Origin of the sequence: Iodobacter sp. CM08, from assembly GCF_033446605.1 — a bacterium.
Lineage (GTDB): Bacteria > Pseudomonadota > Gammaproteobacteria > Burkholderiales > Chitinibacteraceae > Iodobacter.
The window spans coordinates 1-15,521 of the sequence record NZ_JAWQUO010000015.1; the positions used below are offsets into that span (position 1 = coordinate 1).

The 15,521-nt window shown below is 48.4% G+C and carries 8 protein-coding genes; 5 read left to right on the forward strand and 3 right to left on the reverse strand.

Annotated features, from left to right (window positions below; all coding sequences use genetic code 11):
* Positions 1-111: 111 nt before the first annotated feature.
* The 3 genes from R6242_RS10170 to ccoG all read right to left on the reverse strand — a co-directional run bounded on the left by R6242_RS10170 (position 112) and on the right by ccoG (position 4,533).
* Positions 112-903 (reverse strand): hypothetical protein, encoded by a 792-nt coding sequence (locus tag R6242_RS10170; RefSeq protein ID WP_318426377.1) that lies wholly within the window; start codon positions 901-903, stop codon positions 112-114.
* 604 nt (positions 904-1,507) lie between these two features.
* A complete protein-coding gene (locus tag R6242_RS10175) occupies positions 1,508-2,863 on the reverse strand; it encodes a PLP-dependent aminotransferase family protein (RefSeq protein WP_318426379.1) in 1,356 nt (451 codons plus the stop codon).
* 302 nt (positions 2,864-3,165) lie between these two features.
* The gene (ccoG, locus tag R6242_RS10180; protein ID WP_318426381.1) at positions 3,166-4,533 is read right to left on the reverse strand and encodes a cytochrome c oxidase accessory protein CcoG; all 1,368 of its coding nucleotides are present in this window, start codon (positions 4,531-4,533) and stop codon (positions 3,166-3,168) included.
* A 277-nt stretch (positions 4,534-4,810) separates the two neighbouring features.
* Between ccoG and R6242_RS10185 the strand changes: the two genes are divergently transcribed.
* The 5 genes from R6242_RS10185 to R6242_RS10205 all read left to right on the forward strand — a co-directional run bounded on the left by R6242_RS10185 (position 4,811) and on the right by R6242_RS10205 (position 15,265).
* Positions 4,811-5,524 (forward strand): BPL-N domain-containing protein, encoded by a 714-nt coding sequence (locus R6242_RS10185; protein WP_318426383.1) that lies wholly within the window; start codon positions 4,811-4,813, stop codon positions 5,522-5,524.
* 536 nt (positions 5,525-6,060) lie between these two features.
* Positions 6,061-7,299, forward strand: coding sequence for a deoxyguanosinetriphosphate triphosphohydrolase family protein (locus tag R6242_RS10190; RefSeq protein ID WP_293934379.1), 1,239 nt, complete (start codon positions 6,061-6,063; stop codon positions 7,297-7,299).
* A 158-nt stretch (positions 7,300-7,457) separates the two neighbouring features.
* Complete coding sequence (locus R6242_RS10195; protein WP_318426386.1) at positions 7,458-8,144, forward strand: CTP synthase; 687 nt, start codon at positions 7,458-7,460, stop codon at positions 8,142-8,144.
* A gap of 82 nt (positions 8,145-8,226) precedes the next feature.
* Positions 8,227-9,909 (forward strand): ShlB/FhaC/HecB family hemolysin secretion/activation protein, encoded by a 1,683-nt coding sequence (locus R6242_RS10200; RefSeq protein WP_318426388.1) that lies wholly within the window; start codon positions 8,227-8,229, stop codon positions 9,907-9,909.
* Between the two features lie 472 nt (positions 9,910-10,381).
* Positions 10,382-15,265 (forward strand): hemagglutinin repeat-containing protein, encoded by a 4,884-nt coding sequence (locus tag R6242_RS10205; protein ID WP_318426391.1) that lies wholly within the window; start codon positions 10,382-10,384, stop codon positions 15,263-15,265.
* Positions 15,266-15,521 lie beyond the last annotated feature (256 nt).

Sequence of the window (15,521 nt, forward strand, 5' to 3'; positions counted from 1 at the left end):
CCACACGCAGTAGCCACTCCCCGCGCCGCGTCTGCAAATCCCCCATAAATCCTCCTGCTTGATAAAAACCTCAGCATGACGAAAAAAGGAAAGGGCGTTTAGATGGGAGGGCTAGGCGCTTACATTAAAATAGCTAATTCCAGTTAAGGATTGATTTGCAAACAAACACGGTGATCCACCAAATTTAATAACCATATCGTAAACATTACCATCTGCGCGTGGCGTTACCGTGCCTGAAATTGAACAAGTAGATGTTCCAGCTCCGGTAATCACACCAGCTGCAGAAATATTAACTGCGGCCGATTCATTTCCTGAAGAAGTCGATACAACTCCTGAAAACACACCCGCAATATTAGTTAAATTAGGCTTTGTTTCATAATCAAGATCATAGGTACTATTAAAAGAAGTAACACCAAAACGTGCATCTGAATAAGCTACGGTTCCGCTAAACGCCGATTTAGCGGTATAGCTAGCAGAAACAAATGCGGGCAAAATTCCATATCCTTCTAGGTTAAAATCTTTCGCATTATTTGATTGAAAGGTTCCATTACTTGCAGTACCAGCCCCTTGAACGACACCCGCAATTTTATTTGGATTGCCAGCTGCTGAATAAAAATTGTAAAACGTCCCATCATTCAATACTAACGAAGTAATGGAGCGATTTGTAGTCGTTTTACCCAACCACAAACCGGCGGAACTACCCACAACAGGTACTGGAGCGGGAGTTGGTGTAACAGCTAAACCGCCATGATGTGAGCAAGCCCCTTGTTTCCCTGCAGACTGAGTAGTCGTGCCATCCGCACATAAGGCCACACCACTTTCATCATCAGCGCTACCCCCACATGCAGATAAAAATGCAAGCAATACTAAAGAAAACATGCGCTGAAAATATATTTTTTTCATAATTTTATATCTTATTTAAAATAATGCGAATTCAAAAAAACATAAAATAATCCGCCTAGACGAACAGCGCATACAAAACAACGCACACTATGTGTTTTTGTAAATAGAACAATTCATTGTGCACTGGGCAAATTATTCGACGAATATGGCAACAAAAAAACCAACGGAATATTACACGAAACTTTAAAAAAATTCACAAAACCACAAAAAAACTTACTAAATTACTCGCATAAACTTAACCAAATGAAATTTCACCGTAGATTGAACTCATGCATTATCAGTAAGTAATTTGGGCCTATTTGATCTGCCCTACGTACCCCACAATCTACCTCGCTAACAACGATCTCAGCATGGGGCTTAAGAACCCCCTTGAAGCACGCCGAAGCGAGGATAAGCGGATCGGGGTTTCGGAAAAGGGGTAGCGAGGCAGCGAGCGAGCAGCCTTTTTCGCCGAGCCGGTTATCCGCAGGGAGGGGCCTTCGTGCTTCGTGGGGTCGCCTTCTTTGCTTACTTTCTTGGCGAAGCAAGAAAGTGAGTCCCACGCGGGGGACTCCCGCACCTTAACACTGTGCCGAAGGCACTAAAAAGCGCATTTAAGTTTGGCTTAACTTGCCCCCTCCCCCAACCACCCCAGCTCCTCCTTCTGCCCCAAATAAAAACTAGCATTCAGCCTAAGCTGATTACCTATCGGCCCGCCTTGGGGGTAGCAGAGCCAGCCGGGGGCGAAGTGGATTCCTTTGGCGAGGGCTTTTTTTAATAGGGCGCTTAGGTCGATGGCTTGTGGCAGGGTGATCCATAGCAGGTAGCCACCAGCGGGGATTTCTACATGGGTGCCCGTGGGAAAGCAGGCGAGGATGTCGGTACGCATGGCGTCAGTACGTTTTTGTAATTCAGTGCGTAGTTTGGCGATGCTGCGGGTGTGTAAATCGCCCGCAAGTAAGGCGGCCAGCGCCAGTTGGCTGGGGAGCGGCGAGCTGAGTGAGCTGCAAAATTTAAGGGCGCGGATGCGATCGCTCCAGCGGCCTGGCTCTATCCAACCAACTCGGTAACCTGGAGCGATGGTTTTGCTGAATGAGCAGCAGTGCAGCACCAGACCCAGCCTGTCGTAGGCTTTGAGTGGCAAGGGGGCTTGCCCGCTAAAGTGCAGGGCGCGGTAGGTGTCGTCTTCGATAATCGCTAGCTGGTGCTGGTAGGCTAAGTCGAGCAGCGCTTGTTTATCTGCCTCGGGCATGCAGCGCCCACTGGGGTGCTGAAAATTGGGCATCACCAGCAAGGCGGTAATGGCTTGCTCTTGTAAGAGCACCCCAAGGGCGGGTAAATCGAGATAAGGCTCGGAGGCGACTTCGACCACGCTTATTCCTAGCTGACGAATCAGGCTAAGCACGCCAGGGAATGCAGGCGTGACTACGGCGAGGCAGGGCTTACTAATGCCTTGCACTACGGCTTGAATGGCCAGCGATAAGGCTTCCATGCCACCGCAGGTAACGATCAGGTTTTCCCAATGCAAATGCACGCCTTCGCTGTGATACATGCGGGCAATTTGGCGGCGTAGCTGATCTAAGCCCAGCATAGGCTGATGATTAAGCGCTTGCGGATAAGATGCCATGGCCCGCATTAATTCACGATTCAGGGCGCGGGTATCGAGTAGCTCGGCATTGATAAAGGGCGAGCCCCAAGGCGCGGCAACGTTCTCTAACAGGCAGAGCGGATCGAACTCGCCAGCGGCCAGCGCATCCACCTTTTTGCCCTGCCCCGCCACAATCACTCTAAACGCCGCCCGTGGCTCGGCCTCTACATAGGCCAGCCGCTCTAGCTCGTAAAAGGCTTTTTTAGCCGTAGTCATGCTGACCTGATGCGTTTGGCAAACCGAGCGTAAGGAGGGCAGCTTATCCCCAAGCTGGTAATCCCCCCTATCGATGGCTAGGGTAAAGAAGTCGATTAATTGCTGAAATTTGCTCATACACTCAGGGCTGGATTGCGGCCTGACAGGCCGCTCTGCCATAGTGTAAAGCATTGGTAAATTCAGCCCCAACCTAGAAATGGTAGCTGGACAGGGTGAGTGGTGTGGATATTTGGCTTTCCAGCAAGGCGCGACGAAGCGGAATAGTCATTCTATTCAATGAGGAGCAACGTAGCTGGGGAGCCAAAGAGCCGCGCTAATCATCCTGTAGCGGCACTCACCCGATAGCTAATTAAGTAAAGCAATGTTAAACCAAACAATGCACGAGATAGATGTGAAGATCGAGCGGTCAGCTGCCATTTTTAGGTTCCATGTAAGGCCAGAAAACTGCTTTGGGCGCTGACTTTCCACTCAGGGTGGTTGCGGCTTTTAGCGATAAATACAATCGGCACGCTGCCGCTGGATTGGGCGACTTCCAGCCTTACGGTAATCTGCCGGTTGCTGCCTGCGGGCAGGGCAATTACTGGCTCGTCGCTATAGATTTCTACGCCGGGCAGGCCCTCTACCGTTAGCTCTAAATGCTGCTCGCTGGCCGAGCTATTGCCCAGTTGCAGGGTGTAGCTGTTTTCCAGCCAGCCCCGGTCTGTTTCACGGGCGAGGATATTCCTATCGCGAGCAATATCTAACTTAAGCGGCTGGCGCTGCATCAGCGAGACACTGGCAATGCCCAATACCAGCACCACCGCCAAGCCATACAGCGCCGCTCTTGGCCTCATCAGATGTTGCCAGCTTAAGCCCACCGCGCCGGGCTTTTGCATATTTTGCTCATTGGTAAACCGAATCAGCCCACGTGGTTTGTCGATTTTATCCATCACCACATCACAGGCATCAATACAGGCGGCGCAGCCTATGCACTCGTATTGCAGGCCCTTGCGGATATCAATACCCACCGGGCAGACCTGCACGCAAATATGGCAATTTACGCAATCGCCCTGCGGCGCAGATTCTTTATGCTGAGCACCACGCGGCTCGCCACGCACGGCATCGTAAGCTACCACTAAGGTTTGCTGATCAAACATCGCGCTTTGAAAACGCGCATAAGGGCACATATGCTTACATACCTGCTCACGCAAGAGGCCCGCCAGCACATAGGTAAAGCTGCCGTAGCTAAAAATCCATAGCCATTCGATCGGCCCAAAAGACAAGGTTGGCAAAGCACCCGCCATAGCGCGGATCGGGCTGAAATAGCCCACAAAGCTAAAGCCAGTCCAAAAGCAAAACAGCAGCATCAGCGCGTGCTTGCTGGATTTACGCAGCACTTTTTCTGCCGACCATGGCGCGGCATCCAGCTTAGCCCTTTGGGTGTGGCTGCCTTCGGTTAGGCGGTCTATCCACAGCATAATGGTGGAATACACGGTTTGCGGACAGGCATAACCACACCAGATGCGCCCAGAAAGCGTGCTCCAGAAAAACAGCCCAAACGCCCCCGCCATCATCAGCGCCATTAAATAAATGAAATCCTGCGGCCAAAAATTCATCCCAAACACAAAAAACTGCTGCCGCGCCACATCAAACCATACCGCCTGCTGCCCCTGCCAGCTCAGCCAAGGCAGGCCAAAAAAAATCAGCTGGGTGATGATAATCATCAGCACCCGCCAATTATTAAACCGCCCCTTAGTCAGGCGCGGATAAAATTGTATGGGCATGGCCTTAATAGGCTTGGCAGACATGGCACAAATCCAATTAGCAAAAGCCACTTTATACGGTGCAATGCCACTGAAACAAAGACACAGCCAGCCAGAGATACAGGTACACAGGGCAGAGCGCCAACTTTTCACAAATGACATTGTCACGCTTCTACAGTAGGCTGCTGCTTGATTCAGATCAGTGTAAAAAAATCACCAATTCATGATGTAATCAGTAAGAATCGCCAATAGCAGGAATTAAACTATGCTTAAAAAAAGACTATTCATTTTTGTTATTGCAACGATAATTTCAGGATTTTCTATGGCGCAATCTAATCGGCTGAAAAAAGTGTTAATTTATAATGGCCCAGGCACTTGCCAAGGCTGCCCCGAGGCTATAGGCCATGTATTAAAAAAAGCGGGTTTTAATATTCAATATATAAAGCCAGGCCAGCTAACAAAACGTAATTTTTTAAAAGCAGCGATGTATGTGCAGCCCGGCGGAAGCGACGACGCCAGTGAAGTAATGGATGCCTTAAGTGAAAATGAAATTCGCAATTTAAAAAGTTTTGTCTTTAATGGCGGAAAATATTTAGGCATATGCTCTGGCGGCTATTTGGCTGGTCAGCATATTGTAGATGAAGACAAAGTTAAATCTTTCGGCCTATTACCCACCACGGTTTATGAAGAGCAAGAAGACGCAGAGCCTAAAATTGAAACCATCCGTTGGAAAAACAAAAAACTATCCGTGTATTTTCAATCAGGGCCCGCATTTAATCTAAACCATATGCCCAATGCCGATATCTGGGCTATATATAAAAACACTGGCAACGGTGCGGCATTAATTAATAATTACGGCCATGGCCGAGTTGGTGTGATTGGCCCGCATTTAGAGGGAACAAGAGATTGGTTTGAAGATAATGATCTAGAGTTCCCGGGATTAAGTCATGATTTACTGATGGATTTTATTAACGCGCTGTTGCAAGATAAAAGCACTTTCAAACGGATTATCAGCAGTATGAATAGTAAGGGCTAAAATGCTATTGGCTTAGCGGACGATTAAACGCCAATCCTATCAACTTAAGGGGAATGTTTTAATTGTTACACAGGCTTCAACTTAGATTGCACTATTGCAAGCATTTAAAACATCGTAGGGTGGGCACGTTTTTTGCCCACGCCGCGTATCCGCGTGGGCAAGATAAACCGCCTTGCCCACCCTACATGTTGGTTAAATCTTAAGTTGAGAGGATTGGAGTGAAACCCGCAAGCGATGCTAAAAAACACGGGTTACACCCCATGTGCGCTAACCCAAAAAATAATGATATGAATCAGTGAGTTAAATCTTAAACCACAGAGAACACAGAGACCCACAGAGTTTCACAGAGAAAATAAAGCCCTGTTTTGTGCTTTTCTCTGTGTCCTCTGTGCTCTCCTTCTCCTCTGTGGTTCAAGGTTTAGCGCCATTTCATGCACAGTTCAGGCTCTATGTAACTTTAGTTAGCGCTTATGGGGTGAAATCCACCCTGCTCAAAGCGTAAATAGACCAGACCATTTAAAATATTCAGGAACACCATGTACTCAGCCCAAACCATAGAATTTGCTCAGCATAAAGAAAATGAAGCCGAAAAATTAGCCTACCGCTTCCACGCCGAAAAAAGCATGGATGGCAGAGATCGCGATAACTATATGCGCGACTATGCCCGGGTTTTATACAGCTCATCGTTCAGACGCTTGCAAGGCAAGATGCAGCTACTTAGCGTAAACAACACCAAATTTAGCCGCAACCGGCTGACGCATAGCTTAGAAGTTGCCCAGATTGCCCGCAGCATTGCCATGGATTTAGGCTTAAAGCACCCTGCTGTGACTGAAACCTGCGCACTGATTCATGATATTGGCAACCCACCATTTGGCCATCATGGAGAGCGTATTTTGCATTCGCTCTCTAAAGACGTGGGTGGCTATGAAGGTAATGCGCAGGCATTTAGAATTGTGCATAATTTAGAAACCAAAAGTATTCATTACTCCGGCCTAAATTTAACGCTGCGCACCATCTGGGGCACGATTAAATACTTTCATACTTCGGCAGAAAACCCGAATAAATTTTTATACGATGATAATTACCATTTTTTAAAAGAACAGCTAAATAAGCACAGTATTCTTGATAAAAAAAGTATTGATGCGCAAATCATGGATATCGCTGATGAGATTGCCTATGCTGCGCATGATTTAGAAGACGCTATTAATGCCGATATGGTGGATATGGGCGAGCTGCTGTACTCGTTTAAAATCAGCGAAAAATACAATGATGCTTACGATACTTTTAAAGAAATTATTGACGCCTGCCAAAAAGAAGCGGGCGGCGCTTATTTAATGCGCACCTCGGAAGAATTCTCTTATATTTTTATTAAAGAGCTTACTTCAACGATTATCCATACCCTTTGCCAAGATATTGCCGTGGTAAACAATAATGGAGTAGAAGAAATTGGCTATCGCCAGCACGCAAAGCTAGCGGCGGGCTTAAAAAATGTGTTATCTAAAATGATTCTAAAAAAGAAAAGCATTTTGCAATACGAAAAACGCGGCGAAAATATTATTCGTGGGCTATTTCAAGTTTATTCAGATGAGCAATATAACCCAGGCCTGCAACTCTTCCCTGCCGAGCTGCGCTACCGTGTGGGCAAAGAAAACACCACTCGCCTGATTACCGATTATATCTCCGGCACCATGGACGCTTTTGCTACGCAAGAATATATTAAGTATTTTGGTGAATCTGAATACAATAAATTATATAAAAACCATATTGCACCTTAGGTCTTTGCTCATTGCCGTTATTGTAGGGCGGGTGCAACCCGCGAGCGATGCTGAAAAAACGCGGGTTGCTCCCGCCCTACGATGTTTCAATACTTGCAATAGCTAGATCTAAGTTACACCCGCTCCACAAAACCAGCCCCCTCCACCACAGGCCAACCATGAAAATATCTATTGCTTTAATTGGTGATTACAACGCCGAAGTCATTGCCCATCAGGCGATCCCCCTTGCGCTAGAGCTGGCGGCGCAGGCTTTAGATATTGAGATTCAGGCAAGCTGGCTGCCTACTGAGCAAATCAGCAGCAAGGATTTCCTTAGCCCATTTGATGGCCTGTGGTGTGTGCCTGCCAGTCCTTATAAAAACACCGATGGTGCCCTGCTGGCGATTCGCTATGCTCGCGAGCAAAACATTCCATTTTTAGGCACTTGCGGTGGCTTTCAGCACGCGGTGATTGAATACGCCAGAAATGTACTGGGCTGGGCCGATGCCGATCATGCAGAAACCGCCCCCGATGCACAGCGGGCAGTGATTTCGCCGCTGGAATGCAGCTTGGTAGAAGCCAACGCCAGCGTGCGTTTTATGGCCGGATCAAAACTTGCCGAGGCTTATCAAAATCAATCATCAACTGAAGGCTATCGCTGCCGCTATGGGCTAAACCCTGAGTTTCAAGCGGCGCTCACCACTGGGCCATTACGCGCCACGGCCATGGATGAGGCTGGGGATATTCGCGGCATTGAGCTAGATGATCATCCATTTTTTGTCGCCACGCTGTTTCAACCAGAGCGCAAAGCACTCACAGGTGTATGCCCGCCGATTGTGAAAGCCTTTATTACCGCTATTCAATAAGCACTATGAAGTACAGACAATAATGTACAACTTGCCTAATTTAAAAAAGGAAAACGAATCTAATTAGCGAAGATAAACCCCCTTGACTAAAACTCAGCGCACTCTGTTATCCGCCCTGCTTGCTAGCATTAGCCTAGCTAGCGCAGCTGCGGATATAAAACCGGATCTGCCCATCATGCAGCAATCGATGGAAGATCAATCCCGCCGCTTGATGCAAGAAAACGCCAATCGTTTTCGCTCGATTGTTGATGATCAACGCATGCGTCAGCTTAAAAATGACGACAGCGCCCTGCCAGCCCATCCTGCCTCCAGCATGCAAGAGTTTGATTGCCTTGCCATCAAAGGGCTAAAGCTGGCTGGAATAGAGTTACTGAGTCATGCCGAGGTGAATGCGCTAGGTCTACCCAGCGCAGAATGCCTAAGCAATCAAGATATCAATCGCTTTATTCAGGCGCTCACCACGCTTTATGTACAAAAAGGCTATATTGCCGTGCGTATTTTGGCATCCGGCCCAGATGCAGATGGGGTGTTAACGCTCAGGGCAATTGAAGGCCATGTTGAGGCTATCCAAAGTGCTGATCGCCGCCTAAACACAGGCACTTTGTTTCCGGATGTGATTGGGCAGCCGCTCAATATTAAAGATATCGATCAAGGGCTAGATCAAGCCAATCGCTTGCAATCCAACCATGCCACCGTCGATATTTTACCTGGCGCGGCTCAGGGCGGCTCTATCCTCATGCTGCGCAATCCGGAATCCCCGCCTTGGCATGGCGGCGTGTCGCTTAACGATTCTGGGCAAGAATCAACCGGTGAATGGATTGCTGGCATCAATGCCTCTTGGGATAGCCCATTTGCAGCTTCTGATTTTATTAGCTTATCTACACAAAGCACCACGGATAATCCCAATACCCGCTATAGCCGCAGCAGCTCTTTGTTTTATTCCCTGCCCTATGGTTACTGGACACTGAGCGCCTTTGCCAGTGAATCCCGCTATTTAAACACCCAGCAATTAGATGTCTATGCAGTGCAGCTATCGGGCGAATCCAGCCAAAGCGGCGTAAGGCTTGATCGGGTTATCGCCCGCAGCCAGCACGCCACCAGCACGGCCAGCGTGCAGCTAAGCCATAAACGCTCGGATAATTATTTTCTAGATGGCTGGCTAGGGATCAGCAGTCCCAAGCTCACCGTAATGGAGCTTGGTTTTAACCAGATGCTGATCGGCGATAGCGGCATTTGGGTGCTAGATGCATCGCTAGAAAAAGGCCTGACTTGGTTTGGCGCAGATCACGATAAGCCCATAGCCGATTGGCCTAGGCCAGAATTCACCAAGGCTAAGTTAGGGATCAAGTTATATCGCAATTTTGTAATTGCCGAGCAGGCCATCAGCCTGCAAAGCAGCTGGAGCTGGCAAGGCAGCCGCGATCGCCTACCCGCTATCGAGCAAGTAGAGCTAGCCAGCCAATCTGCAGTGCATGGTTTTAAACGTAACTCTTTATCCGGGGACACCGGTTGGTATTGGCGCAATACGCTATCTGCCCGCCTACCCCTATTGGGCGCTTTTTTAAGCCCAAGAATCGGCATCGATGCCGGGCGTGTTTTGCAAGCCAATCTAGGCTATCAAAGCTTGGCCGGAATGACTTTGGGCTTAAGCTTCAATATGCAGGATTTTAATATTGATTTGGAATACAACCGCGCATTGCATATGCCAGATAAATTTACCAATGAAGAAGGCCAGATTATTTCCAGATTAAGCTGGCAGTTTTAAAACGATTTTTTTCTTAATCACCCTGCATCATTTCTTAATTCCCCAATTGGTAAAAATTCCCCCGAAAAGCGATGCTTCTAAAAAATGTAGGGTGGGCAAGTTTTTATGCCCACGCGTCCACACCCTCTGGCCGCGTGGGCACGATAAAACAGTGCGCACCCTACACAGCAGCTTCTTCAGCATTGCTGCAGGTTTCACCCGTCCTACCCCCTTCAAAAACCAATCTGCAATATTCACAAAATAAATCTGTAAGAAGCATAAGCTTGCTGCGACTCAGTATTTACAGAGAATAATGAGTCCTAATCACCCGCTATTTTGTCTATTTGCAAAAGAAAAAACCCCTTAGTGTGAATACCTTATTAGGCAAGGCCTACAAGGCTGTATTAGCCTTTGCTAATAACAACTTAAAACATTTTTGCAATAAACCATACGGTGATTGGCACTCTGCTCAACAAACTAAGAGGCACGAATAATGAACTTTAATCTATCAATCAGCGGCAAAATCTCTGCCGCACTCATTATGGCCTTTGTGCTGACAGAGAATGTATCTGCCGCCGGTATTGTGGCTGGGGGCGATGCAGCTAAGCAGGCACAAATCAGCACCGCGAATAATGGTGCCGCCGTGGTAAATATTGTTGCACCCAGCGCCGCCGGTTTATCGCATAACCAGTTTAAAGACTTTAATGTTGGCACGGCTGGGGCTGTTTTAAATAACTCCACTATTGCTGGCCAATCACAATTGGCGGGGCAGCTCAATGCCAATAGCCAGCTGGGCAATCAGGCTGCTAAAGTCATTTTAAATGAAGTGGTTAGCCGCAATCCTTCCTTGCTATTGGGTAAACAAGAAATCTTTGGTATGGCTGCTGATTATGTATTAGCCAATCCCAATGGCATTACTTGCAATGGCTGCGGCTTTATTAATACCCCGCGCGCTTCATTACTGGTAGGTAATGCCAATGTGCAAGACGGCCAGATTCAATCATTAGAAGCGGCAAAGAATAATAATTTATTGCAGGTACAAACCGGCGGCGCACGCGGCGAAAAGGTATTAGATTTAATTGCGCCACGTATTGATGTGCGCGGCAATGTGCAGGCAGAAAAAGCCGTCAATGCAATCGCTGGCTTTAATAGCGTGGCTTTTGATCATTCGGTGGATAGCATCAGCGGCAAAATGCTAAGCACCACCACCCCAACAGTGAGCGGCTCTTTAGATAGCTATTACCTTGGAGCCATTCAAGCGGGGCGGGTTAATTTAATCAGTACTGCAGCGGGTGCTGGCGTCAATATCACCGGCCAAGTTCAGGGGCAAGAAGCGCTTAATATTGAAAGCGCGGGCAAGCTTAGTCTGAGCGCCGCCCAGCTTAAGGGCCGTGCCATCAGCTTGGCCGCTCAGGATATCGAAAGCCGTGGCAAGATCAGCACTAAAAACACACAAGACCAAAGCCATAGTGAAAGCTGGTTTATCTGGAAAACCGGCGAAACCGATAAAAAATCCACCAGCAGCAAAAGCAGCATTGAGCGCAGCAGCCTGCAGGGCGATGACATCAACATCAAAGCCAACCATGCCGCATCGCTCGCAGCCACAGATATCGATAGCAAAAATCTAAACCTCAGTGCTGCCAAGGTTGATTTAGACGGCCAATTGCTTAGCAATAGCGAAAGCAGCAGCAATAACGCATGGAAAAACTCTTGGGCGTATAACAAGGCCGAATCCAGCAGCACAGAACAGCAAATTGGCACACGGATCAAAGCCAGCAACGATATTCAGATCAGTGCCACCACTGGCGACCTGAACCTGAAAGGCAGTAGCATTCAGGCGGGAAACCAATTAGAACTAGCGGCGGGTGGCAATATCGCACTTGCGGGCTTAACAGAACGAGATAGCAAATCAGATAAGGGCAACCGTAAAAATGACGGTGCTAGCCTGCAAACTGGCTCTTGGGATAATAGCAGCAGCACCGAGCGCTTAGTGAGCACGGAGCTGCAAAGTGGTAAATCGCTCATTATTAATGCCGCAGGCAATATTAATGCAACTGGGGCGCAAATTAAGGCAGGGGCAGATAGCCAGATTGCCGCCAAAGGCACGCTCAATATTGCCACCCAGACCATTGCCAATAACAGCCAGACTCAAAACCAGCAAAAATACTGGGGTGGGATTGGCGGTGGCGGCGAAAAAAACAATGGCACAGATCAAAGTATTAATGTGCGCTCCACTATTAATAGCGATGGCAAATTAAGCCTAACTGGCGAGCAAGGCATCCGCGTGAATGGCAGCACGGTAAAAGCTAAACAAGGCGCTTATGCCCAAGCCACAGCGGGCGGCGTTATCATTGATAGCGCGCGTGATTTAAGCAAAACCAGCATCGATCAGCGTAATGGCACGGTGTTTAACATCACCAGTAGCTCTAATCAAACCAAAAGCAGCGTTGAAACCAATCAAGCCTCTACTTTGCAATCCGATGCAGATTTAAACATCGTTTCGGCCCAAGATATCGCGATCATTGGCAGCAATATCAAGGCTAAAGATCAGCTTAGCCTTGCCGCCAAAGGCAATGTAGAGATCAGCAGCGCGGCTAATACCGAGACCAGCAAAGGCACAGAAACCAAGCTAGAAGTCAAAGGCTACACAAAAGAGCAAAGTGATAAGCAATACCGCGCTGGCGTGCGTATTGAGCACACCGAAACCAAAACGGATATTGAAAAAACCACCAACACCGGCTCGGCAGTCAGTGGCGGCAGTATCAGTGTGAACGCGGGCAACGATGTGGCGATTAAAGGCTCTACCGTTGAAACCACCCAAGGCAATGCAGATATCAGCGGCAAGAATGTAGCCATTACCGCCTCGCAAGATACAGAAAAATCCAGCACCAGCAGCACCGTAACTGGCGGTGGTTTTTACTACACCGGCGGGATTGATAAAGCGGGCAGCGGTTATGAAGTAGGCCAAAGCAGCCAGCAAACCGATAGCAGCAAATCCACCGCTAACACTTCTTCAGTAAAAACAGCGGGCGATTTAAATATCAATGCGGGCAAGATCAGTAATGAAGGCACACAGCTGGCAGCGGGTGGCAATGTTGCACTTAAAGCCGACAGCATTGATAACAAAGCCGCTACCAATACCAGCCACACCGATACCAAGAGCAGTAATTGGAGTGTGGATATTGGTGCCAATGTGGATTACAGCAAAATAACCCGCCCTGTTGAAAAAGCCGTCAATGGACTTATCTCCGGCAAAGTAAGCGACACCCTTGCCATCGCCTCTACTGCAGGACAAGTAGGCGCGCCCAATGTAGGTATCGATGTGCAAGTTAAAGCGGGCAATGGCCAAGGCAGCAGTGACAGCAGCAAGGCGATTGTCAGCCAAATTAGCGGTAAAGATATCAGCATCAATACCAAGGGCGCACTAAGCGATCAAGCCACGCAATACAAGGCAGATGGCTCGGTAAACATCCAAGCGGGTAGCCATGATTTAACTGCCGCAGCCAATACGCAATCGTCCACACAACACACCGTGCAGGGCCAGGCGGATGCGCGGGTTTATACCGAAACGGGTAAAGATGTAAATGTGAATGCCAACGGCAAGGGCGGCAATCAAACCACCACCTCTAGCCAATCGGATGCAGTAGTCGGCAGCATCAATGCCAAGCAAGGCATCAATATCAATGTGCAAGATCATGCTAGCTATCAGGGTAGCCAGATCAATGCTGGCGAAGGCAAAACCGTCATCAATGCCGGGGGCGATGTGCGCTTTGATCAGGCTAACAATAACCAAAGCGCCAGCAGCAACAGCGTTGATGGCAATGCCAAGCTGAATGTGAATGTGAGCAAGTCAGCCAGCGGCGGTGCAGGTGTGGGCGGGCAAGTTAACAGCAGCGAAAGTAAATCCAGCACGGCGGTGGTTGGCAGCCTAGATGGTAAGGGCGGTGTAGAGATTAAATCTGGCAAAGACCTTACCCTGCAAGGCACGCAGATTGGCAAGCAAGATGCCGCAGGCGATGTCACGCTGCAAGCCGCCAATAAGGTGGACTTTCAAGCGGGCAATAATAGCAGCAGCAAAACCGGATCTGCTATTGGCGGCAATATCAGCGGTGGCGGCGGCTCTAGTGAAAGCAGCGAAAAATCATCTGGCAATGTGAACTTTGCTGCCGATTTTAATATAGCCAAGGTGAATGAATCGGCCCATAGCCAGACTGCAGGCAGCATTAATAGCACGGGCAATGTAGTGATTAGCGCCGGAGCGGCTGCCAAAGACGCGGTGAGCTTAACTGGCACGCAAGTTAAAGCAGAAAACGTGGCGCTGGATGCCGCCAAGGGTGGTATCAACATTCAATCTGCCCAATCTGGCAAAGAAAGTAATAACTGGAATGTAGCCATTGGTGGCGGCGCAAAAGCGAGCCAATCCTTTAATAAAGACAGCAATGGCAAAGTGGATGAGGGCAAAGACACCTATGGCTTTAACGCTAAAGTAGCCGTGGGCGTGGATAAGCAAGATATCTTGCAACACCAAAACGCCAATATTGAAGCTGGCAAAGTCAGCATTAATAGCGGCAAAGATGTGAACATTCAGGGCGGCAATATCAAGGCCGATGTGGTCAGCGGCAAAGTAGGTGGCGATTTAATCGTCAGCAGCCAGCAAGACCGTGATCACAGCACCAAGGTAGATATAAGCCTTGGCCTGAATGCTGAAAAACATCAGGGTAACAAAGGCCTAGTTGCCGATAAATTAGGTGGGCTTGGTGATACCGTAAAAAATAAAGCCACCGACGCAGTTAATAAAGCTGCGGATAAAGTAGCAGACAAATACGAAAGCTTCGCCTTTAACAAAGGACTAAAAACCGACACCACCCAAGGCGTTAGCTTTTCTGCCAAAGATGGCGGCAGCGTCACCCTGCCAGAGCAACTCACTAGCGGCCCATCTGAGGGTGGCAAAGTAGATGGCCTAGCGCGTAAAGCAGGCAATGGGATTAAAGATGCCTTGCTTGGCCATGATAAAGAAGGCTCATCGATTACCCCATCGCTTGATTTAGCCGTTAAGCACAGCGCCAGTGATTTTGTAAAAACCGAATCAGGCATCAGCGGCAAGCAAGGCGTAACGCTAGATGTGGCCGGTAAATCGGTGTTAACTGGGGCCAAAGTAGAATCCACCGCGGGCAAAGTGGATATCGGCCAAGTTGAAACGCATCAGCTTAACGGCCAGGAATATTCGGTATCAGTAAGCATCAATGCATCCACCTCGCCTGGCGCGGTAATCTCTAATGCAGTAGATAAAATCGGTGCTGGTACTACGCCTGTGCTTCAAGTAAGTGTAGTAAACAAGGCGCAGACTGTAGATGGCGAGGTGATTTCGGCTCAATAAATCTTATGGTTATCCTGCGTAGATCTTACGCAACATATAAGTTAAATAACTTATATTCAATATGCATAAATATGACGATGATCGCTTTATGGGTAAGCCGCTTTTAGGAGGCCGCTTAGCTAGGCGATCAAGGAATAAACAAGGTAAGGGTGGTGCCAATTTGTGTTTAAGACCCCAATTGGCGCTGCCTTGTTTATCCGCAAAAGCACACGCAGCCCTTGCTAAAGGCGCTAAAAACCGTTGCTTTGATTGATGA